The sequence below is a fragment of the Terribacillus aidingensis genome, from assembly GCF_900215625.1.
Taxonomy (GTDB): Bacteria; Bacillota; Bacilli; order Bacillales; family Amphibacillaceae; genus Terribacillus; species Terribacillus aidingensis.
The window spans coordinates 77,082-99,276 of record NZ_OBEK01000004.1 but is presented as its reverse complement, the minus strand read 5'-3'; the positions used below and the strand labels follow the sequence as shown (position 1 = coordinate 99,276).

General features: G+C 42.0%; 25 protein-coding genes and 1 riboswitch. Of the genes, 3 read left to right on the top strand and 22 right to left on the bottom strand.

Annotated elements, in window-relative coordinates:
- Nucleotides 1–169 precede the first annotated feature (169 nt).
- Nucleotides 170–1,297: a GntR family transcriptional regulator gene (locus CRO17_RS13020; protein ID WP_097042891.1), complete on the bottom strand. Its 1,128-nt coding sequence runs from the start codon at nt 1,295–1,297 to the stop codon at nt 170–172.
- 217 nt (nt 1,298–1,514) lie between these two features.
- On the opposite strand from CRO17_RS13020, the gene CRO17_RS13015 reads away from it, so the two are divergent.
- On the top strand, nt 1,515–2,204 hold the full coding sequence (locus tag CRO17_RS13015) for a YjjG family noncanonical pyrimidine nucleotidase (RefSeq protein WP_097042889.1): 690 nt from the start codon (nt 1,515–1,517) through the stop codon (nt 2,202–2,204).
- A gap of 76 nt (nt 2,205–2,280) precedes the next feature.
- On the opposite strand, the gene araA is transcribed toward CRO17_RS13015, so the two are convergent.
- From araA to araD, 3 genes are read right to left on the bottom strand one after another with little or no spacing between them, the layout of a single operon-like run.
- Nucleotides 2,281–3,753, bottom strand: a complete 1,473-nt coding sequence (gene araA / locus CRO17_RS13010; RefSeq protein ID WP_097042887.1) for an L-arabinose isomerase — start codon at nt 3,751–3,753, stop codon at nt 2,281–2,283.
- A gap of 12 nt (nt 3,754–3,765) precedes the next feature.
- Nucleotides 3,766–5,460, bottom strand: coding sequence for a ribulokinase (locus CRO17_RS13005; protein WP_097042886.1), 1,695 nt, complete (start codon nt 5,458–5,460; stop codon nt 3,766–3,768).
- A 12-nt stretch (nt 5,461–5,472) separates the two neighbouring features.
- Complete coding sequence (gene araD / locus CRO17_RS13000; protein WP_097042884.1) at nt 5,473–6,174, bottom strand: L-ribulose-5-phosphate 4-epimerase; 702 nt, start codon at nt 6,172–6,174, stop codon at nt 5,473–5,475.
- A gap of 230 nt (nt 6,175–6,404) precedes the next feature.
- Here araD and CRO17_RS12995 point away from each other — a divergent pair, with 230 nt between their 5' ends.
- Nucleotides 6,405–6,953 (top strand): DUF4825 domain-containing protein, encoded by a 549-nt coding sequence (locus tag CRO17_RS12995; protein WP_179637057.1) that lies wholly within the window; start codon nt 6,405–6,407, stop codon nt 6,951–6,953.
- A 40-nt stretch (nt 6,954–6,993) separates the two neighbouring features.
- Here the strand turns inward: CRO17_RS12995 and CRO17_RS12990 are convergent, their stop codons facing one another.
- The 7 genes from CRO17_RS12990 to CRO17_RS12965 form a co-directional block, all read right to left on the bottom strand.
- The gene (locus CRO17_RS12990; RefSeq protein WP_097042881.1) at nt 6,994–7,584 is read right to left on the bottom strand and encodes a DJ-1/PfpI family protein; all 591 of its coding nucleotides are present in this window, start codon (nt 7,582–7,584) and stop codon (nt 6,994–6,996) included.
- A gap of 26 nt (nt 7,585–7,610) precedes the next feature.
- On the bottom strand, nt 7,611–8,039 hold the full coding sequence (locus tag CRO17_RS12985; protein ID WP_097042879.1) for a GNAT family N-acetyltransferase: 429 nt from the start codon (nt 8,037–8,039) through the stop codon (nt 7,611–7,613).
- A 10-nt stretch (nt 8,040–8,049) separates the two neighbouring features.
- Nucleotides 8,050–8,514: a GNAT family N-acetyltransferase gene (locus tag CRO17_RS12980; protein ID WP_097042876.1), complete on the bottom strand. Its 465-nt coding sequence runs from the start codon at nt 8,512–8,514 to the stop codon at nt 8,050–8,052.
- A 281-nt stretch (nt 8,515–8,795) separates the two neighbouring features.
- Nucleotides 8,796–9,509, bottom strand: a complete 714-nt coding sequence (locus tag CRO17_RS12975; protein ID WP_097042874.1) for an AAA family ATPase — start codon at nt 9,507–9,509, stop codon at nt 8,796–8,798.
- Between the two features lie 225 nt (nt 9,510–9,734).
- Nucleotides 9,735–10,997 carry an acyl-CoA dehydrogenase family protein gene (locus CRO17_RS12970; RefSeq protein ID WP_342748984.1) on the bottom strand — a complete coding sequence of 421 codons (1,263 nt, stop codon included), beginning with the start codon at nt 10,995–10,997 and terminating at the stop codon, nt 9,735–9,737.
- Between the two features lie 53 nt (nt 10,998–11,050).
- Nucleotides 11,051–11,154, bottom strand: a riboswitch (SAM riboswitch).
- A 382-nt stretch (nt 11,155–11,536) separates the two neighbouring features.
- Entirely contained in the window at nt 11,537–11,623 is an 87-nt protein-coding gene (locus CRO17_RS17780) for a putative holin-like toxin (protein ID WP_256444542.1), read from the bottom strand.
- A 164-nt stretch (nt 11,624–11,787) separates the two neighbouring features.
- Nucleotides 11,788–12,993 (bottom strand): aminotransferase class V-fold PLP-dependent enzyme, encoded by a 1,206-nt coding sequence (locus tag CRO17_RS12965; protein WP_179637055.1) that lies wholly within the window; start codon nt 12,991–12,993, stop codon nt 11,788–11,790.
- Nucleotides 12,994–13,458: 465 nt separating this feature from the next.
- Between CRO17_RS12965 and CRO17_RS12960 the strand changes: the two genes are divergently transcribed.
- Nucleotides 13,459–14,154, top strand: a complete 696-nt coding sequence (locus CRO17_RS12960) for a FadR/GntR family transcriptional regulator (protein ID WP_097042870.1) — start codon at nt 13,459–13,461, stop codon at nt 14,152–14,154.
- A gap of 40 nt (nt 14,155–14,194) precedes the next feature.
- Here CRO17_RS12960 and CRO17_RS17365 read toward each other — a convergent pair whose 3' ends face one another.
- From CRO17_RS17365 to CRO17_RS17610, 11 genes are all read right to left on the bottom strand, one after another.
- The gene (locus CRO17_RS17365) at nt 14,195–14,323 is read right to left on the bottom strand and encodes a GapA-binding peptide SR1P (RefSeq protein ID WP_143596027.1); all 129 of its coding nucleotides are present in this window, start codon (nt 14,321–14,323) and stop codon (nt 14,195–14,197) included.
- 38 nt (nt 14,324–14,361) lie between these two features.
- On the bottom strand, nt 14,362–15,693 hold the full coding sequence (locus tag CRO17_RS12955; protein WP_097042868.1) for an MFS transporter: 1,332 nt from the start codon (nt 15,691–15,693) through the stop codon (nt 14,362–14,364).
- Nucleotides 15,694–15,753: 60 nt separating this feature from the next.
- Nucleotides 15,754–16,512 carry an SDR family NAD(P)-dependent oxidoreductase gene (locus tag CRO17_RS12950; RefSeq protein ID WP_097042867.1) on the bottom strand — a complete coding sequence of 253 codons (759 nt, stop codon included), beginning with the start codon at nt 16,510–16,512 and terminating at the stop codon, nt 15,754–15,756.
- A gap of 21 nt (nt 16,513–16,533) precedes the next feature.
- A complete protein-coding gene (locus tag CRO17_RS12945; RefSeq protein WP_097042864.1) occupies nt 16,534–17,484 on the bottom strand; it encodes a transketolase family protein in 951 nt (316 codons plus the stop codon).
- Nucleotides 17,481–18,317, bottom strand: coding sequence for a transketolase (locus CRO17_RS12940; protein WP_097042862.1), 837 nt, complete (start codon nt 18,315–18,317; stop codon nt 17,481–17,483). The genes CRO17_RS12945 and CRO17_RS12940 overlap by 4 nt, the downstream gene beginning before the upstream one ends.
- Before the next feature lie 234 nt (nt 18,318–18,551).
- Nucleotides 18,552–19,187, bottom strand: coding sequence for a YdbC family protein (locus tag CRO17_RS12935; RefSeq protein WP_179637053.1), 636 nt, complete (start codon nt 19,185–19,187; stop codon nt 18,552–18,554).
- A gap of 411 nt (nt 19,188–19,598) precedes the next feature.
- On the bottom strand, nt 19,599–19,976 hold the full coding sequence (locus CRO17_RS12930; protein ID WP_245864790.1) for a DUF4870 domain-containing protein: 378 nt from the start codon (nt 19,974–19,976) through the stop codon (nt 19,599–19,601).
- A gap of 253 nt (nt 19,977–20,229) precedes the next feature.
- The gene (locus CRO17_RS12925) at nt 20,230–21,102 is read right to left on the bottom strand and encodes a YitT family protein (RefSeq protein ID WP_097042859.1); all 873 of its coding nucleotides are present in this window, start codon (nt 21,100–21,102) and stop codon (nt 20,230–20,232) included.
- A 96-nt stretch (nt 21,103–21,198) separates the two neighbouring features.
- A complete protein-coding gene (locus tag CRO17_RS17960) occupies nt 21,199–21,456 on the bottom strand; it encodes a hypothetical protein (protein WP_342748982.1) in 258 nt (85 codons plus the stop codon).
- Nucleotides 21,457–21,471: 15 nt separating this feature from the next.
- Complete coding sequence (locus tag CRO17_RS17955) at nt 21,472–21,819, bottom strand: Fic family protein (protein ID WP_097042855.1); 348 nt, start codon at nt 21,817–21,819, stop codon at nt 21,472–21,474.
- A complete protein-coding gene (locus tag CRO17_RS17610; RefSeq protein WP_179637051.1) occupies nt 21,812–21,979 on the bottom strand; it encodes an antitoxin VbhA family protein in 168 nt (55 codons plus the stop codon). Before CRO17_RS17610 ends, CRO17_RS17955 begins: the two co-directional genes overlap by 8 nt.
- Nucleotides 21,980–22,195: the final 216 nt, after the last annotated feature.

Genomic DNA, 22,195 nt, shown 5'->3' with positions numbered 1-22,195 from the left:
TTTACGATGTGTGTTACATCTATCCTAGCACCAGGATAACAATCAGTCAATAAGTTTTCTTTCATTTTAATTACAACTTATACGAACAAGTTCAAAATGCTTTTTATTGCATTGTTTGTTTTACATGTTTATAAAAAGAAAGCTGAACAGATGTCAGCTTTCTTTGTTTCTATATCTTCTCTAATCTATTTGTCCTTATTGCTTGTGTTGAATTTCTTGTTACCAGCTCCGTCGGGAATACAACACTATCTATCGTCTTCCCTAACCCCTTGCCATTCTTACTTTCAATCAATTCTAAAATCAGCTTGCCCGCTGCTCTGCCCAGCTCAGCTTTTGGATGCTCAACAGAGGTGAGTTTCACTTCTGATAGCTCAGCTAAAATAGAATTATCGAATCCGATAATTGACATGTCGTGCGGGACTTTCATATCCCGGGTCCGCAGTACATCGAGCATTTTGATTGCGAGCTCATCATTGTAGCATACTAGTCCTGTCGGCTTTGTATCTGCTTGATCAAGCAGCACTTCCAGCTCATGTATTGGCTTGTGATGCTTTTCTTCTGTAGTGTACGTGACAATATGTTTAGGGTTGATTGGTACTTTATTTTCGCGATGCGCTTTCAAGTACCCTTTCATCCGAAGTGTTCCTTGCAGATCGTCTGTCTTGAAGAAACCAACAATATCGCGATGTCCTTGCTGAATGAGATGTTCTGTCTGCAAAAATGCCCCACGTTCGTCATCGACAAGCACCCGAAACGGCTCCAGCGCGTCATAATAGGCATTAATCATGATGTAGGGAATTTGAAGTCGCTCTAAATTCAAATAGTAATTGATATTTGGATTGGCAGAAGCACTTTTCGTCGGCTCGATAATTGCGCCGTCAAATCCTGTTGTAATAATCCGCTCCAGATATTCTCGTTCCTTTTCATGATCGTTATTTGTGCTAAATAAGCTCACGTTATAGCCATGTTCACTTAGAAAAGCCTCTGCACCGCGAATAATGGATGGAAAGATATAATCAGAAATGTAAGTAGTCACAATAGCAATATTTTTATTTTGGATACCGTTCTGCTGCAGCTGATGCTTGGAACGATCTGCACAAAAGGTGCCTGCTCCTTGTTCTCGGTAAAGCCAGCCTTCATTCACCAGCTCACCTATCGCCAGCCGCACCGTATGACGGCTAACATCGTGCTGCTTCATCATTTCACTCTCAGATGGAATTTTCGCGTGCGGCTCATACGTACCATCGAGGATTTTGGACTTGATTGCTTGTTTTACAATTGCATACTTTGTCTGCATAACTCACACCAGCTTCCTTGACATGTTCGTATAAGTTAGCATACCACAGGTGATGGGAAGGGCGCACTATGTTGTTCTTTATTACGGTAGATGTTTTGTAAGAGTCTATCTTTTTTCTGGATGCTTTCTTGTGGTAGTATCAGAGCAGCACATAATACGTAACTGCGTCTCACAGCCTATAAGAGAACGCTCGTTTTTATTGGAGGACAGCACCACAATGAAAAACTATCAAGCTTTATTTTTTGATGTAGATAATACAATTCTCGACTTTACAAAAACGGAACAGGAAGCACTCCCTCGCCTATTTCAACAGCATGGATTGCCAATTGATGAAGAAGCAATGACTGCCTACCGCACCATTAATAAGCGGCTTTGGAGTTCCTTCGAAAAAGGAGAAATTGATCGGGATACGGTTGTTCAATCAAGATTCCGGGAGTTTTCTGCGCTATACGGCCGTGAAACGAATGGTGCAGAATTAGATGCAGCTTATCGTGAGCTGTTAGGGAAAGGAACACATATGATAGTTGGAGCGGCCGAAGTATTAGAAGAACTGAGCAAGCAATATCCGCTTTACATCGTGACGAACGGTGTTTCAGAAACACAATATCGCCGTCTAAAAGCAACCGGTCTGCTGCCGTATTTCCAGGCCGTTTTCGTTTCCGAAGACACTGGCTTCCAGAAACCAATGGCCGAATTCTTTGATTATGTGTTTGATCGCGTTCCCGATGTAAGTCCTAGTCGTTCACTCATAATTGGTGATTCGTTAGCGGCTGACATACAAGGAGGTCATAAGGCCGGTATGAATACATGCTGGTTTAACCCTGGAAGACTGCCGAATCATCTTGCGATAGCACCTGATTATGAAATAACTGCATTAGAAGAACTCAAGCAATTACTTGCTATATGATTCGTTTTGAACTAAAGAGTGATTAAAAACTATTATTCAAAAAAGATGTGCAAAAACGCACATCTTTTTTTGTGTTCTATTTCCACACTGCCTGATTCCACTGCAGCTCTTTTCGGAATTGCTTTAACTTGGTATCGTTATCGATCGTTACACACTCTATGCCAATTATGTCCGCAAAGTCTTCCAGCTGTTCAGCAGTCAGAGCGAAAGTAAGTGCCGTATGATGGGCTCCGCCAGCATAAATCCATGCTTCTGTTGCTTCACTTAATGATGGCTGCGGTTTCCACAGTACTTTGGCTACCGGCAAGTTTGGTGTTTCGTTTTCTGCCTCGACAGCATCCACCTTATTAATAATCATGCGGAATCGGCCGCCGAGCTCAATGATGGAAACGTTTATGGCTTCACCGGCAATTCCGTCAAATACAATCCGTGCTGGGTCATCTTTACCGCCAATGCCTAACGGGTGCACCTGAATAGATGGTCTGTTTTTGGCAACAGTCGGACAAACCTCCAGCATATGTGATCCTAAGATTAATTCCGCACCTTCTTCTAAATGGTACGTGTAATCTTCCATAAAGGATGTTTTTTCATTATTGGCCATTGCTTTTAGCAGTCGAACGAGCGCTGCGGTACGCCAATCTCCTTCGCCAGCAAAGCCGTAACCTTGCGCCATCAGATGCTGAACAGCGAGTCCTGGCAGCTGGTTCATTCCGTGCAGATCCTCAAAGTTGGTGCTGAACGCTTGGTAACCGCCGCGATCTAAGAAGCGCTTTAATGCTACTTCAATTTTAGCCTGTTCACGTACAGAAGCTACCTGATCTGCCTCTGTCGGCAGATCGTACACTTCCTTGTACGCTGCAACGAGGTTATCTACTTCTGCCTCACTTACTTCTTTCATTTCCGCAACCAGATCGCCAACACCATAATAATCGACGGTCCAGCCAAACTTAATTTGTGCTTCCACTTTATCGCCGTCCGTAACAGCAACGTTACGCATGTTATCGCCAAAACGGGCTACCTTAATTTGCTGACTTTCGTTAACGCCAACAGCTGTTGTCATCCAATCAGCAATGCGGCTCTGTATTTTTGGATCGCCCCAATAGCCGACAATCACCTTTCTGGCTTTGTTAAGACGTGTTCCCATAAAGCCATATTCACGGTCGCCATGAGCGGCTTGATTCAAGTTCATAAAGTCCATGTTTATCGTATCCCAAGGAACATCGCGATTGTACTGCGTGTGCAAATGCAAAAGCGGCTTTTGAAGCGTCTTTAGTCCGCCAATCCACATTTTCGCTGGTGAGAACGTGTGCATCCACGTAATCAATCCTGCACATTCCGGATCAGCATTTGCTTCCAGACTCACCCGCTGAATGTCTGCTGCGTTCGTGAGCACTTCTTTAAAGGTAATTGGAAACGGCAAATTGCCCTGCTCGTTTATTTTATGGATCAAATCCTCAGAATTAGCTTGCACCTGCTTTAGTGTTTCTTCCCCGTACAAATGCTGACTTCCTGTAACGAACCAAAATTGATAAGGCTTTACTTGTAACATAATTTCTCCCCCTTAATTCTGTGCAGTCAATTTTCTTTCCGATTGTGAACGTATTGCTTTTAGCCGCTTCATGACATCATTAGATCCGCGTCCGAAATAGTCATGCAGCGTATTGTACTCCTCGTAAAGCCGCTCATAAATGTCCACATTTTCTGGGATCGGCTGTATAACTTCTTCCTTTACCCGCGCCATATGTTCAGCTGCCTCCAGGATGCTGTCATAGCCACCAGCATCTGCTCCTGCTGCAACGGCGCCAAACATCGCTGCTCCAACTGCTGGTGTTTGTACCGAGTCGGCAATATAAATCGGCCGGTTCGTGACATCAGCAAAAATTTGCATAAGCAGCTTATTTTTCTGCGGCAGTCCGCCACATGCATATAGTTCATCAACAGCTACACCATTTTGATGGAAAGCGTCGACAATTTTACGCGTACCAAAAGCCGTCGCTTCCAGCAGCGTCCGATATACTTCTTCCGGTTTGGTCTGCAGTGTCAGCCCCATTATCAGTCCGCTAAGTTCAGTATCCACGAGCACAGACCGGTTGCCATTCATCCAGTCCAGCGCCAGCAAACCCGTTTCTCCCGGACGATAAGCAGCCGCACGAGCTTCCAGCCACTGGTGCACATTCTGTCCAGCTGCTTCTGCCTGCTGATGTACATATGCCGGCACTTGCTCATCCACGAACCAGCCAAAAATGTCGCCAACTGCCGACTGCCCGGCTTCATAGCCATAGTAGCCTTCGATAATACCGTCCTCTACCACTCCGCACATGCCTTCGACTGTACGTTCCTCTGTGCCAAGTACCATATGGCAAATAGAAGTTCCCATAGCCATTACCAATTTACCTGGCGTCACTACACCCATTGCTGGGACGGCCGCATGCGCATCCACATTTCCAACAGCCACTGCAATACCTGCCGGCAGATTCATCGGCCCAGCAAGTGAGGCTTGCAATTCGCCAGCCTTGGATCCAAGCGGATACACCTCCCCGCGCAGCTTTGTTTCCGCCACATCTCGCAACGCAGGATGCAGACTGCCGAAGAATTCTTGCGAAGGATAGCCGTCTTGCTTATGCCAAATAGCCTTGTATCCAGCAGTACAGCTATTTCGTTTCAATTCACCTGTAAGCTGCGAAATCACCCAATCAGTAGCCTCGATAAATTGATCTGCCGCCTCATAGATTTCAGGTGCTTCATCTGCGATTTGCCAGATTTTAGGTATCATCCACTCCGAGGAAATCTTGCCTCCATACCGCGATAGAAAAGCCTCGCCTTTGTCCTTCGCAATGTCATTTAGCTTATTGGCCTCATCCTGCGCAGCATGGTGTTTCCAAAGTTTAACCCAGCTGTGAGGATTATCACGGTATAGTGGGTTAAAACACAATGGTTCCAGATTTTCGTCAACGGGCAGCATCGTACATGCAGTAAAATCAATTCCTAATCCGATAACGTCTGGCGGTTCCACACCTGCTGTTTTCATGACAGCTGGCACGGAATTCCGCAGTACGTCGAGATAATCCATCGGATGCTGCAGCGCCCACTCATAGCCTAATGCTTTATTCAAATGCGGCAGTTTTACATCCATGACTCCATGGGCGTACGCTGTCACGTGGTCCGCCATCTCTATTCCATCACGTAAACGGACAAGCACTGCTCGGCCCGACTGCGTGCCATAATCTATTCCGATTGTGTATTTTTCCGTCCCCATTTGCATTTCCTCCTATGTGGTCTTCTGGCCGTAATAGGCACCTGCACCATGTTTTCGCAGATAATGTTTATCTAACAGCTCTTGTTCCATATCATCCACCTGGTGATCCAGCTGATAAGATAGATGCGCAAGTCTGGCCACTTCCTCTAAGACAACAGCATTATGCACAGCTTCCGCAGGTGATTTCCCCCAGTTAAATGGCGCATGCTTATGCACGAGTACACTTGGAATTTGGTTTGGATCTAGGCCTTGCTTCTGAAACGTCTCGACAATGACATTGCCTGTCTCTAATTCATAATTATGCTTTATCTCTTGTACGGTCATCGGCCGCGTACAGGGCACTGTTCCATAGAAGTAGTCCGCATGAGTTGTCCCAAGCGCCGGCACCCCTTTGGCTGACTGCGCGAAAGCTGTCGCCCATGTGGAATGCGTATGCACAATGCCGCCAATAGCATCAAAATGCTTATACAAAACAAGATGGGTTGCTGTGTCAGATGAAGGCTTCAGATCTCCCTCCACCACTTCGCCATCCAAATTGACAACAACCATGTCTTTTACCGTCAGCTTCTCATAAGCCACACCGCTAGGCTTAATCACAACTAAACCGGAATCCCTATTGATACCGCTTACATTTCCCCACGTGAAAGTTACCAGCTCATGCTTTGGCAGATCCAGGTTCGCTTGCAGCACCTGCTCCTTCAAATCATTCAGCATCAGGTTCACCTCTTCTTGTACGTATATTTAACTCCTTAACGTGATTTTAACTTAATTGGTACGTACAATCAATCTATTTTTCTTCGATTCTGTCATCTTGCCCGTACAAGTGAAGAATGCAGGTGCTGTTTATTCATGTGAGCTAAAATTATTGGTAATGTATATTTATCTTTATCACTGCTTATGTTCTGCGTTACGATAGAAGAAAGAGAAATATCTGGAGGATGTTTATGGAGAAAATGATAATCGGAGTTCTTGGTCTTCTGCTGCTTCTTTTCCTAACTGCATGTTCCGCTGCTGATAATGACATAAGCATGGGAACGGTAGATTATCATGCGCTATCTGCATATGAAAAAACGTATATAGGAAAAAACAGTGATGTAGGGGCAATTCTTATGAAGCTCCCAGGCAGCAATATACTGGAAGAGATAAGCTTGTCAGAGAGAAATCTCGCAGTCCTTTATGATACAAATAAAATTGATAAACAAAAAGAAAATACGTGGTACAACAAGCAATCAGCAGTCCAGAAAGTCTTTCTCCACAATATCCTGTATCTCTCTGCCCTAATTACTAATGAAAAAAACATCACTTTAACTTTGCAAAGCGACGAAACAGAATACAACATGGAACTTTCCTCATCGGATTTAGAGAAATTTCTAAACGATGACTTAGAAGAAAAAATAAAGCACGAGCAAGGATGGAATAATTTTTTAGAAGAGGAATTACAAGCAGAAAATCAGCAGGAGCTTGTGAAGGAATTTCCCTTAGATGTACAATAACGTTAAAAGCGACCACAGAAACAATTTCTGTGCTCGCTTTTTAACCCTTAAATTCGACTGCACCTTCTTTAAAGAATCGGTACCAGCCGTCAATTTTTTCATCTTCCCTTACCGCAAGAAGCTTCAGTATTTCACGTGCAAACTCTAAAGGCGCGGTGCCATTCGCAGTGACCAAGTTATCACCGCGTACTGCTTGAGAATGAACGTACAAGTTTTCACCTTGATAAGCAGGCGCACCTTCTTGCAAGTACTCCAAACTATTACTTGTATGCGGCGTTTTATCCAAGAAGCCATATCTTCCAAGAAAAACGGTAGCATCGCAAATAGCCGCTATAGGTATGGCATTTGCTGCACAATGTGCAAGCAGCTCTTTTACCGGAACAGTAGCATCTTCTCGCCATGTGTTTCCGCCCGGAAGAATGAGCATATAAAAATTCTCATAGCTTTTTACTTCCTCTAAGCTATAGTCAGGCAGCACTTTAAATCCGCCAATAGAGGCGACCGGCTGGCCATCTAAGGTTGCTGTTTTTACTGTGTAAGCAGAGTGCGGTGCCTGCAGCTCGGCTGCCGCATAGCTCGCTTCCCAATCAGCATATTGCTCTGTCAAAAAGATAAGTACTGTCTTTTTCATCGCACGGCCAACCTCTCTTTTTAAGTTTAAACCTCTCGGCTTAAGAACATTAATCTTTCAATCTCGTTAAAGCCATTTCTTTTATAAAATGTCTCGGCAGGAAGTCCGCGATCTGTCAGTAAGCTGATGGTCTCTGCATCAGTTGTTTTCAAAAGGTAGTGCATTAATTGCTTGCCTACACCTTTACTTTGCTTATCGCTTCGCACACACATCTCGTTTATGAAAAACTCATCACCTGACCACCACCTTCGTTTCACCCCAAAGATGAAGCCGATAATATCCTGATTTTCTGCTGCTAAAATCCCTGTAAATCCTGGTGTGTGATAATAATCCTTCAAGTATTTCAGTGCCGTTTCAGGAGTCCAAGCTTCATTCCACGGCTCCTCACAGAAAACATTAACAAAGATATCACTGCAAACTTCTAAATCACTTTCCATACATGCGCGCATGTTCATATAACTCCTCCTACAGTTTCTTTGTCTTTACAATAGATGCTGTTTCATACCCTAATCGCTCATATAATCGCTGGGCATCTTCATTTGCTGCAAACACATTAAGCGCCATCCTGCTAACACCTTCTCGCCTCGCCACTTCTTCCACTAATGTTAACGCTGCATGCGCATACCCTTGCTTGCGGAATGCTTCTTCTATAAAAATATGATAAATGAATACACGATTTCGCTCAGCCTGTGTGTTGTACCAAATGATCCCAACATTCTGCTTTTTCTCCTCACAAAAGATATGCCCAATATATTGGCCATTCTTTCTGTTCTCTTCAGATAGAAGCTTGTATGTTTGTTCGGCATCACGAAGCGCCTTTTCTTTCGGAGTACCTAGGTTGCTTGATACATTCTCCGCATAAATGGGACTTTGTAACTCTATGTATTTCTGAACTTCTTCTGCGGTTAATGCTTTGAATGAAATATGCATTGTCTAACCTCCTGTATTTTGTATTTTCTATTGTACAGGAATACGAATAAAAAATAATTGAGCAGAAAATGATTATCTTCATCTAGGGGTTTTATATCGACCGCTTATGGAAATATGGAAAATATAGGAGGTATAAAATGGATTCGGATCTTATCCTCTTCACGTTTCTCGTTCTCTTACGATTACTTTCTTGTATTTATCTAACAGCAAGAAGTTAAAGGCTTGGAAAAAAGACAGCTAAAGCAATAGTATGCAAAGGCAGCGACCAACTTTATCTAATCTTACATAAATAAATTTCTCAAATATGCCTCACGATTCTGCAGAAAACCTCGTGTTAGTTGATAATGCTCTGTTTCTTCATAATCAATCTGCTGGATGCCTTCCTCGCTGAAGTGCAAAATCTCCGCTTCAGGATATCCAAGCAATATAGGTGAATGGGTAGCGATGATAAATTGCACATTACCTGTTTTGACTAGATCATGGATAAGACGAAGAAAGGAGAGCTGCCTTTGCGGGGATAGTGCAGCCTCTGGCTCATCCAGCAAGTAAATTGCCTTGCCGCCAAAGCGATTTTGGAACAAAGACAGAAATGCTTCTCCATGCGATTGGTGATGCAGCGACTTGCCACCATACGCATCAACTGATCCAATATCATCAATGTGCGAGGCAAAATGATAAAAGGATTCTGCTCGGAGGAAGAATCCATTTGTTACCTTGGGCAGCCAAGACAGGCGGATATAATTCGCGAGTGCAGCTTCTGATGCGTCCACATCATATGCATTATTCCGACCGCCTCCTGCTGTATGGAATTCGCATCTATCCGCGATTGCTTCCATTAAAGTTGACTTTCCACTTCCGTTTTCCCCCACAAAGAAGGTGACCGATTGATTAATATCCAGCTTGTCCAGCTGTCGGAGTGCCGGAATGGAAAACGGGTATACATTCTGCTGGAATGCAGGATGCTCTTGTAAGAGTTTGACTCTTTTTAGGAACATGTCTTCAGCTCCTTATATACTGATTGCTTATAAGTAAAACAACTAACGTACAGTACAGTAATTCTGTACAACGGAGTTCGCCTCCTTAACCATTCGCTGCTTATTACAGAAAATCCTCTGTCTGTTTCTGCTTCCTTACTGGACCCAGAAAGAATACGAAGCTAAAAAACGGAAAGAAACCCTTCTTGCAGGCTTCTCTCCGTCTCAAAAAAACAGTCTTTCTCCTTATGAATACACTGTTGGCGTTGGGTACTCCCCAGTTAACACCCAATGTCCAATGTTTTTTCGTTTGTATTCAATCGGATTATGAAGCGAATGTGTACGCACATTTCGCCAAAATCGATCAAAATTATTTTTTCTCGTAGCTGAACGAGCGCCCATTACTTGAAAAATGCTGCTTGTTATATTTAGAGCTACTTTTGTACCGAAAGCATTCGCTGCTCCAGTTAAAAGCACGGTATCTCCTCGTTCTTCTTTGGTAAGGGAACGATCTCTGCTCCACGCTTCATCGACTTTATTCCCCGCCTTTTCAACTAATTGAACAGCTGCCTGGATATCAATCCAAAATTCACCATAGCTTCGCTGTATAAATGGATCATCAGTAGCTTTTTCATAGTCAGTAAGATACCAAGGCCGCGATTTATTACTTGTATATTTTTTTGCTTCTTCTAGTGCTCCCTCAGCAGAACCAACAAAGACATTTGCTAATACAATCTGAGATAAAATAGCATCAAATGTGGCAAAAGGAGTTCCTTTCGATTCTGTTAAATCGATAATCTCATCTGCTTCCACTAACACATTTTCGAACGTAACAGACCCGCTATCCGTTTGTCTTTGGCCCATTCCATCCCAGTCATCATGAATGGTAATCCCACCTCTAGCAGTAGGAATAATCCCAATGTACAAAGTAGTTTTTTCAGGATTGTCGTACCAGGTAATCGCTAAACGATCTGAATCCTTTGCTCCTGTGCTGAACGTATTATGTCCATTTACAACAAAAGCGTCTCCCACTCTTTCTCCAATTAAACTAGGTTCTATCGGATTAGACGAGTTGCCCCAGAACCAATTGTTTGCTGCTGATTCTTTATAGAAATACTCCTTTTGTTTTGCCGTACCGGCAATATGCGGCAAAACAGTTTGAAAAGCATGGTAGCCATACAGATGACCAAGCGCCGCATCCGTCTTCGCTAGTTCGCGAACAATCCGAAGAACAAGTGACCAAGGCTGTCCTTCCCCGCCATATTCTTTTGGTATAGGAAGCTTTAACAATCCGCTGTCTCTTAAAGCATCTCGCTGTGCTTTAGCCGTACCGCCCGCTCTGTCCCGTGCTGCTGCATCCGTACCAAATGCTTGAGACAGCAGTTCTGCTGTTTTCAGATATTGCGCCGATTCGTTTACAATTGTTGTTTCCAATGTAATCTTCCTCTCCCCATCTTTTGAATAATTCTTCGATAAAACTGCTTCATCATTAGATTGATTGATACACACAAAAAAACCTCTTCTAAAATAAGAAGAGGTTTTTTAACCGTTCACTTTTACTCCTCTTATCTCTCAAGCATACGCTTGCTGGATTTGGCACAGTGCTTATAAAAAGTCTGTTGCCGAGGTATCACAGGGCCAGTCCCTCCACCTCTCTTGATAAGCTTATTTAATTGTTACTTGAAAATATAATCCATGCGAAATTTAAAGTCAACACTTTTCTGAATACTTTATTAAATTTACGCAAAGCGATTGATCTCTCTGTCTTATTTTACTAACACCAAGTGGTTCTAAGCTACACGTCAAGTACATGTTAAAACGGTTTAAAAAAAGCAAATGGAGGTAACAGAAATGTAATCACTTTTTGCTCCAATAGTCACATGACAATACCTTCCATCTGCGCTACTATAATATTTGTGCATAGAAAAAGACCGTCCGGTGCTGCCAACACCAATCGGTCTGTCCAGGAATAGCATGATTCCCTAGGGGATCTGCGCGAAAAAAGAGGTAAGATAACCATCCTTCTCGAGCTGCCAACTCAAGGGTGGTTATTTTTTCTGGTTCTTGTCAGACATGATTGCAACAATTAACGTTCCAAAGCCGATCATCAACGTCAACGCCTCTGCCACCGTCATCCGCTACACCACCCTCCATGAAACAAAAGGTAATGCGCAAACCACCCTTGAGTCACCTATGCTATTGTCCTACAATTATAACAGAGGATTTAAAAAGCCCATACGTTACAAAAGTCCATATTTTACCAAGGTGCCCGTTACTTTAGCACCTTAAGCAAGCCTTGTTACTTCAGTGAATGTATCGCTTCCAGTACTTGATCAATCTCTTCAGGAGTGTTGTAGATACCTGGAGTTAATCGTGCAAATGCGGTTTGGTATGGTGCAACTGTCCCGATGATCTTCTTATCATGCAGTTTTTTCACTACATTTTTCGATTTCATCCCTTTTACTTCAAATGCGGTAATACCAGCTGATAATTCATCTGCTATCGGTGTGTGCAGCGTCACATGCGACATGGAAGCCAACCCTTCTTTTACTTGTCTGTTCAGCTGATGCACTCTTTCATAAATAGCATCTTTGCCAAGATCCAGCGCAAACTCAAATGCGTCCTTCAATGCCCACCTATGCTCCATGGAATGAAAACCGCCCGGTGTCATTTGGGTTCCGTTCATCTCTTTCGGGTGCTTTTCGTTTATAGAGACCATACTCAGAATAGTATAAGATGGAATGACGGGTGTCACCGAACCCCAAGCTTCCTTTTTGGCAGCTACAAAACCAGTACCGCGAGGACCGTACAGCCATTTGTGACAGCTTGTAATAAAAAAATCACAGTCCAGTTCCGGGAAGGTTTCTGTTTCAATACCAAAGCCGTGCGTACCATCCAATACGACAATAATTTGATTTGCCTTATCACGTTTTTTGTTAATTTTCTTTAATTGGTTCATAAACTTCTTTACTGGGAACTTTAGCCCGGTATCAGACTGCACCCACGTCAAGCCAATAACAACTGTATTGTCCCTGATTTCATTTAATAAAGCTTGCACAAGGCTTTCCTCTGTCACATCTTTCATCTGGTGATAAACTGGCACTTCACGGAAACTTGCCCCTGTCCGGTTCGCCACCTGCCGTATCGCTTCCTGATGAGAGTAGTGATTATGTTCCGGCGTGAGGATATCATGGTCTTTATTAATATTTAAGCCTGTATAAATGATACCCAAACCCATCGTAGCGCTATCTGTCAGTGCAATAAGATTAGGGTCATCTATTCCCATATACTGTACAAGCTTTTTCCTAACCTGCAACGGAAAATTCTCTTCATTATTTTCCGTAAAGTTCGTTGGATTTTCATCTAATTTTTTACGGTACTTCTCAATTGCATCCCGAATATGCTTCGGATGTGATACAAAATACTGAGATGTTCCAATGTGTATGTACTCTCTATTTAAATTAAATAGTCCCCTTACTTTATCCCAATCCACTTGTTTAGCCATAATCCCTGCTCCTCTTCTCATCGTAAGATTCTTCCATCATTCCATTATGAGAAGAGGGGCAGGGTTTTATACTTGAAAGGTGAAACATAGATACCATTTCATGCTTTATTGCGCATGCACTTCCATCCATATCGGGCATTCAAAGCAGCAAACATCCTCAACAGCAAAGGCTAGCTCAATAGCAAGGGAAGTCTTATTGTGCTAAAATAAAGCTATAAGATTCAGCTATACGCAACGATATAAATATTCTTGAGTCGGTCTGAAATCCTTCTCTCTCCTCACATTCCAATCCTAAGTAAGTCCAATAGAGCAATCCGAAAACAGAGAATGCTGCAATGATATTTTTAGCTGGTTTTTCCGCCTAGGTTAAGGCTGTCTTCTTCTCATACTATATGATTGAGCTTTCGTTACTGTTATCGGGCAAAAATAACAAAATTAAATAACTTCGATGATGAGGTGGCCAGCATGCATTTTAATCAAGTAACTAGCAAGCGTCTATACATACAAATTTATGAACAGATTGTTGAACAGTTAAAAAGCGGTGCATTCAAGATTGGTGACAAAATTCCATCTGAACGTGAGCTTTGCGAACAGTTCGGTGTAAGCCGGGCACCTGTGCGGCAAGCATTAAGTGCATTAGAGATGAACGGTTTCACTTATTCCAAACAAGGAGAAGGCGTTTATATTAAGTCATTGCCAGCGGATGAAATCAACTCGCCTGCGTTTTTGTCTAATATATCTCCTGAGGATATTGTTGAAGCGCGGATGACGATTGAACCGCTGATTGTCCGGTTTGCGGCAATGCGAGCAACGAAGGAAGATTTAGAAGAGCTTAATCAGACAATAAAGCTGATGGAAAAGGAAACGAAAGAAGGCGTGTACGTCCCTGAAACCGATGAGCGATTACATAATGGCATCGCAAAAGCATCCCATAATGATTTATATATTCAATTCATGGCGACGATCAGCAATGCGATGAAGCAGCAGCAAATGTGGACTTTCATTCGGGACCGCACTGTAACAAGACCAGATTACCGGGGTGTAAACTTCCAGGAACATAAGAACTTAATTGAAGCTATCGAGGATCATGACGAGGAAAAAGCAGAAAAATTAATGAAGCTGCACATGGATAATTTGTACGAAAGATATTGGAAAGTATAAAAAGGAGTCAGCGTTTGCTGACTCCTTTTTATTATGATCCTTAGTTTTCTTTACAAGACTCGCATACGCCATAAAGGGTACGTCCGCCTTCTGGGCTTTCGGCTACATCAATCACATCTTCGCAGTCCTGACAAATAATCGTTTGCTTCGAATTTAATTTCTCTTCCATTTTCTTCGCCTCCGATTTTCATTTTTGTCATCCCAGAATCAGCTTGATTTATGAAGCTTACTATCAGCTGAACGGGACAAAGCTTTTCCTGTTTGTTTCACTAAGAATATGATGATGAAAGAGCTTACAATCATACTAACACCAAGAAATACCATACTCATTGTGAAGGAGCCAGTTGTATCGCGGATATATCCCACCGCATACGGTCCGAAGAATCCACCAAGGTTTCCAATACTGTTAATCAAGGCAATTGCACCTGCAGCAGCTGACTCAGTCAAGAAGGAAGGCGGTATCGCCCAAAACGGTGAATACGCTCCGAACGCACCACATAACGCAATTGTCAAAAATACAAACGACAAGATAACATTTGATTCTGCGACAAAACTACTTGCAATCATCGCTACCGCACTAGTCGTTAAACAAGCAGCAACGTGCCAGCGTCTTTCGTTCTTCTTATCCGAGTGGTTTCCTACTAAAATCATTGCCACCATCGCAATACCATACATCAGACCAAGCAGCCATCCCAACCCCTGCGTGCTGATTGACAATGATTCCGACATGGATTGTGTTACTGTTGGCAAGAACATGTTAATACCATAGTACCCGAACATCCAGCAGAAATAACCCGCAGAGAGAATCAAAACATCTCGATCTTTCAGTGCCTGTGCAAACGTGTAATGCTTTACTTTCTGCTTTGCCTCTTTTTCTTTTCGCGTTACTTCCAAAAGCCAGTTTCTTTCTTCCGGCTTCAGCCATTTCACATCTTCCAGACGATCATCCAAGTAGAAGAAACAAATTACACCTAGAATCAAAGCTGGAACCGCTTCCAAAATAAACAACCATTGCCAGCCTGCAAGATTAAACCATTCTATTTGCATTAGGAACGTAGATAACGGCGCCCCTACAGCATTCGCTCCAGGAATGGCTAACATGAAGGCTGCAATTGCTTTCGCATGGTGTTTGGTTTGGAAGAATCCACTCAAGTAGAACACCATACACGGATAAAAACTTGCTTCGGCTACACCCAATAGGAATCTAGCAGTATAGAACTGCCATGGTTCTGTTACAAAAGCCATTAAAATGGCAATAATCGCCCAAGTGACCATAATTCTGCTGATCCATCTACGCGCTCCGATTTTGGTCATAATTGCGCTTCCAGGAACCTCTAATAAAAAGTACCCTAAGAAAAATATACCCGCTCCGAGACCAAATACTGCATTCGAAAAGCCAAGATCTTCATTCATTTGTAAAGCTGCAAAACTGATATTTACCCGATCAAGGATCGAGATGAAGAAACAAAGAAACAAAAAAGGAATCAGACGTAGTGTTACCTTCCTGACTGTGGATTTTTCAAGCAACTGCTGCTCCAATACAATTCCTCCTGTCTTTTAGATACAGGACGAGACCCAGGAGTCCCGCCCCCACTAACTTTAGTCCATGTGCGAACCGCCATTGATATCAATTTCTTCACCAGTAATATAGGAGGCTTCTTCTGAAGCAAGGAAAGCAACTGTTGAAGCGATTTCCTTCGTTTCTCCTGGTCTTCCTAGCGGAATGCCTGAGATGACCTGCAAAGCATCCTCCTGTGGCAATGACTTCCAAATATCTGTATTCACTAATCCTGGTGCTACACAGTTAACCGTGATACCATCTAAGCCAACTTCACGTGCCAAGTTTTTAGAGAAACCTAGAACAGCTGCTTTAGACGCTGAGTAGTGTGCACCGCCGAAAACACCGCCGCCTCGTTTAGCTGAAACAGAGGAAAGGCTGACAATTCGGCCGAATTTCTGTTTGCGCATTGGCCCAAGCACTGCTTGTGTGCAAAGAAACAGCCCAAACATATTTACGTTGAAAATTTTCGTAATGTCGGTCAATGTCATGTCATCTACCGTCACTTTTTGCGAGATACCGGCGTTGTTAACCAATATATCGATACGTCCAAAAGTCTCCAAAGTTTTTGCTACCATTTCGTCAATGGAAGCTTTGTCTGTTACGTTTACTTCTACACCAAGTGCTGTTCCGCCGGCTTCTGTGATAGCAGAAACAGTTTCTTCAATGCCTTCTTTATTCAAGTCTGCAACCACAATTTTCGCACCTTGCTCGGCAAGTGTCAGCGCGATTGTCCGGCCAATTCCTTTTGCAGATCCGCTTCCTGTAACAATTGCAACTCGCTCATCCAATCTAAACATGTTCTCCCGACCCCTATGCTATTAGTTTGATAGTAATTTATTTGCTTGTGCTACGATGTTTTCTACAGTAATACCGTTGATTTCAAGCAGCTTCTCATAAGGTGCAGATTCACCGAAGCGATCTTGAACACCAATTCGCGCAAGCTGTCCTTTTCCTTCTTCAGCCATTACTTCTGCCACTGCACTTCCCAAACCATTGAGTATGTTATGATCTTCTACTGTGACAATTCGGCCAATCTCCAGACATTCTTTTACTGCCTCTACATCAAGCGGTTTGATAGTATGCATATCAAGAAGTTTTGCAGAAACCCCTTTTTCCTTCAGTTGTTCTGCTGCTTCAAGTGCTAGGTGTACTGTGTCACCGTTTGCAATAATAGCAACGTCTTCACCGGCAAGCAGCTGCTTCGCTTTGCCGATTTCAAAAGTTTCATTCTCGTCATAAATCATTGGCACTGTATCACGTGTAAAGCGAAGATAAACTGGACCATATTTATCGGCTGCCTGTGCAATCAATTTCCGTGTCGAATGATAATCAGCACCCATGATAACTGTCATATTCGGGAACGAACGCATAATCGCCATGTCTTCAATTGCCTGGTGGCTTCCTCCGTCATTTCCTGGCGTCAGCCCGCCATGCGAACATGCAATCTTAACATTCAAATTCGGATAGCAGACTTCCTGACGAATCTGTTCTGCCATACGCAGAGACCCAAATACAGCGTACGTGCTGATGAATGGGATTTTGCCAGTTGTCGCCAACCCGGCTGCAATTCCTGCCGCGTTTTGCTCCGCAATACCTACATTCAAATGCTGTTTAGGGAACTTGGCAATAAAATTATCAGTCTTACAAGATTTACCGATATCAACATCAACTACATAAATGTCTTTATTGGACTCACCCAAACGAACAATCTCATCCCCGAACGCAGCTCTCGTTGCCTTCTTTTCAGTAGGTTTCTTCGTCACACTCATACCGGTAAGCCTCCTTCTAGTTGTTTAATTGCATCTTCAAACTCTTCTTTATTTGGTGCTTTACCATGCCATGCTGCTTGGTCCTCCATGTAGGAGACACCTTTCCCCTTCACTGTGTCACAAACAATACATTTCGGTTTGCCGTTCTTCTGCTTAGCAAATGTATCAAGTGTTTCAACAATGGTTTCCATGTTGTGACCATCAATGCGTGTAGTGTCAAAGCCGAATGCATCAAATTTCTTTTCCAAATCTTGCAGCGGCATAACATCATCACAGAAACCATCAATTTGCAGACGGTTATTATCAACAAAGACTACTAAGTTATCCAGCTGGTATTTAACCGCCGATTGAATCGCTTCCCAAATTTGGCCTTCATTACATTCACCGTCTCCAACCATTGCGAATACACGGTAATCTTTTTCATCCCGCTGTCCGGCAATTGCCATGCCGACCGCGCAGGAAAGACCTTGACCTAGTGAACCTGTAGATATATCAATTCCAGGACATTTTTTCATATCCGGATGTCCTTGGAACGGGGATCCATATTGGCGTAATGTGTATACGCTTTCATTTGGAACAAAACCTTTTAATGCCAATGCTGCATATTGGATTGGTGCAACATGACCTTTTGATAAGACGAAACGATCTCTATCTTCCCATTTCGGATTAGCTGGATCTATATTCATCTCTCTGAAATATAACGCAGCAATTATATCCGCAGCTGACAACGAACCACCAGGATGTCCAGACTGTGCCTCATATACCATCGTGACTGCCGTTTTGCGTAATTCAATCGCATGTTGTTTCAACTCTTCTACACTTGTTCGCTGCATTTGTCACACTCCCTGTTCGTGAATAATCCCCTTGTAATCTTATACACTTGTATACTTGTATTACAAGTGGTGTTGAAAACATCATAACGCCATTTCCTGAAAATGTCTAGTACTTATGTTAATTTAGTTCAAAAACCTAAAATTACTTGTTACGAAATAACATGAGCGCATAAAAAAACACAAATTTCTACAGAAAATTGTGTTTGAAAGAAACAATATTTTCCCCTTATCTGCCTAACTTGTACTAGTTTTTCGCAGAAACCAATCCTTCTCCGCAACAAAATGGAAAACTTCTGTCTGTTCTGCATCCATATTAACTTCTGCCTTGAATGAACCCGGAAACTTATTTGCTTGATACCACTCTTCGTCTTCAAGACTGTCCCACCCAGTTACAGTTAAAAATATGCTTTCTTCTTTGTAAGATTCTCCAAAGAGCACCTTGCCTACTTTACCGGCAGATAACATCCATGGAATCCGCATTTGTGTAAAATCCCCTCTCTGCAACTTATTAAATTGAGACCGCTCCATTCGGATGCAACTGCTCTTTGCAAGGTAATCTGCTGTTTCTTCATAAGCATCTGGAAGTGGAATAGATATCGCATAGGTTTCCACCTCTATGTTTTGTATGAACGGAGCTTGAGGTGAATTTTCATATATTTCGTCATGTACGTTATGCATGAAATATTGATAGGACTCTGTATCTTTCCATAAGGAAATAAGATGCGCTATATGCTTATCTTTTGTGTCCCATCCGCCAATTTGACCTACGAAACCTGGTATAGTATTTAATTGACTCCATGCAGCTTGTCCCAAACTAAATATATCTTTTTTTCCTGTGCCAACCTGGCAGCTAATCCGTTTTAATAGCAACAAATTCCTCCCTTGTACTTCTCCTTTTATGATGAAAAATCTTAAAAATATACAATACTATAAAAGCCTCTCTGGCTTTTCTGCGTACCACTCTACAAACCCACAATTACTGCACACGTTGGGATTAATCCTTGTATGCTTTTTATTACTAAAAAGTCGTTCACCTGCAGGATTCTTGACGGTCAGCCCTTTGAAACCTTCATCTGCGTAACAAACAATCATATTGCCATTACATCTTGGACAACTGATAATAACACTCCTCATAAGATTAGATTCACTAATACTTATACGGAAAGTTATTCTATTCGTTTCAGAACTCTTATATTCTCTTCGTTTTCTGCAGACAGCTGCTTATAGAAATATGTATTAAAAAAGGACACTCTAAGAAGTATCCTTTTTGAATCTATTCCATTACGAAACGAATCTCTCAGCCATATTACCGATAATCGGAAGCTTATAATATTCCTCCTGGTATGCTTTCGCCATCAAAATAATCCAGAATACTAGTGAGACGGGAACGAGCAGCAAGCTAACCAGCAAGCCGATAATTGGAATAAATCCTAAGACAATATTGATCACGAGTAAACATGCAGAAAATAAAATAGACTGCAATGCATGGAAACGAACAAACTCATTCTCTTTTTCGAGAACAAAAAATATAATGCCTGTAATTAGTCCAAGTACATAAGAAAGCATTGCTGCAGTGTTGGGGTTTATGCTAGCAGAAGTCTTTTTTTCTTGATTGGAAGATACAGCATCCTTACTTTCTGGTATGTTGTTATACGTCAATTACAATTCCTCCTCTTAAGTAGTAGGGTCGGCAACGCTATAACTACTTTGATTATACAAACCGTTTTGGAAATTCATTCCGATTTATTGCGGTTTTAATTTCATGCCCCTTTTCTAGCAGTAAATCGCTGCATCACAGCCATCTTAATTCCCCATTTTAAGCGTATGAAAGCTAATCTTTAAATAAATTCAAACAAAAAAAGCTCATCCCTTTTTTGGGGATGAACTTGAATTTAATATTGGAATTGCCAACTTAGTGAATGTCACTCTTCCTAAAGTTACCGCCTTTTACCTCAGCAACATCATAAATTGTTACAAATGCTCCATCATCTATATCATTGATGATTTCTTTTAGCTTACTTTCTTCCAGACGGTTGATAACACAGGTAATCTCCATAAATCTTTCGTGTGTGTAGCCGCCGTATGCTTCCTTATACGTCGCACTTCTTCCTAACCGATCACGAATTGTTTCGACCATCAATTTCGGTTCGGTAGTAATAATCTTGAAGGTTTTGGATCCGCTAAGACCTTCTTCAACAATGTGGATGACTTTTGAAGCGATAAAGTAGGCGATTGCGGAAAGGATAGCTCCTTTTAATCCGAATACAGTGGAAACAAAGATGAAGACGAACAAGTTAAGGAATAAAATTAGGTCACTTGTTCCAAATGGTAATTTTCGTGCTAACAGAACAGCCAGCATATCGATACCATCTACCGCGCCGCCATTACGCAGCGCCAGACCCATACCAAAACCTAGGATTATACCGCCGACAACCGTGACAAGCAGTGTGTCTCCTTCAATGATCGCTGGGGTGTGGTGCATAAGTACTGTCCCAATAGATAAGGATGCAATACCGATAACAGAATAAACCGCAAAGCTCTTTCCTATCTGTTTATAGCCTAACCACACAAACGGGAGGTTAAGGATTGCGATGAGTAAGCCTAACGGCAGATCGGCTAATTGTGAAATACCGATACTGATTCCCGTGACGCCTCCATCTGATACGTTATTAGGAATTAGGACGGTTTCAAGACCATAAGCTGCGATGAATCCCCCGAGAACGACAGCTAATCCTCGTAAAAAAATGAATAACTTACTGCGATTACGTTTTTTGCCTTTACCTATGATGTGTCACCTCATTCTACGTTATAACATCTATTTTATCATATTACATAGGGTGTTGCTGTTATGCAGTTTGTGATGCTATTTCAACCATGTGAATTAAAGGTATTTAAATGCTTTCATGAGTAACCTATCAGGAGTATTATTTACAATTGTAGCTATGAAAATCGGTTCAAACGATTTGGAATCTAATACTGATTTTTTAGAAGCATGTAACATTGTTTCTCTATCCACTTTTGTCCAATCAATTTCATAACCATTTCTCATCGCAAGCAGCCTGAAGTATTCCCGCTGCGTTCGTCCATTGCCATCTCGAAATGAATGCAGGAAGTTCAATTCAGACATGTAAAAAGACAACCGTCTGCAGATTTCTTATTTTGTTAAATTTCTTAAATAGTTCTCACTTCTCAATTGTTTATCAAGAAGCTGCACTCCATTTTCATGTATATGTAAAGGTGCTGCAAAAGTGGTTGTGCCTTTATGTATTAGTTCTTCTCTAAATTCTCCCGCAAAAGAATATAGATCCTGAAAGATATACTTGTGTATTCTTTGTACATGCTCGATGTCAAAGGATCCTTGCAGCGGTTTAAGATATAACTGAGAAAGTCTGAACTGTGTAATAGCTGATTCCATGTCCTCTAATCGATTGAAGTTCTCTTCATCGAGCTTATTTATCAATGTGTCCGTATCTGGATAACAAAATCTAGATTGATTACTCATATGCTAACTTCTTAACCTTCTCAATAAAGTCCTCATTTGACAGGCGACCTTCCAAGGCAGCTCTAACTAATTCCTCTTGTTGTTCCGATACTGTCATACCCTCTAATGCTAAATTTGCTTTAGCGGAATTCATTGCTTTCTCTATTTTTTGATGAGCCATCTTTCAACCTCCTCTAGTAATGAAGCCACTTTCATTATACTTTATTTTAAATGACATAGATTAACACCTACTATCCCTTTTTAAGTCTACTTCTCGCATACTAATAAAATTTTTATACCCTCCCTTGAATTGAAAATGAACAACTTGTATCCTCCCGGACTGTATACTACCATTAAAGAAAGGGATTTTTTTTATTTTTGGGAAAATAAATACAGC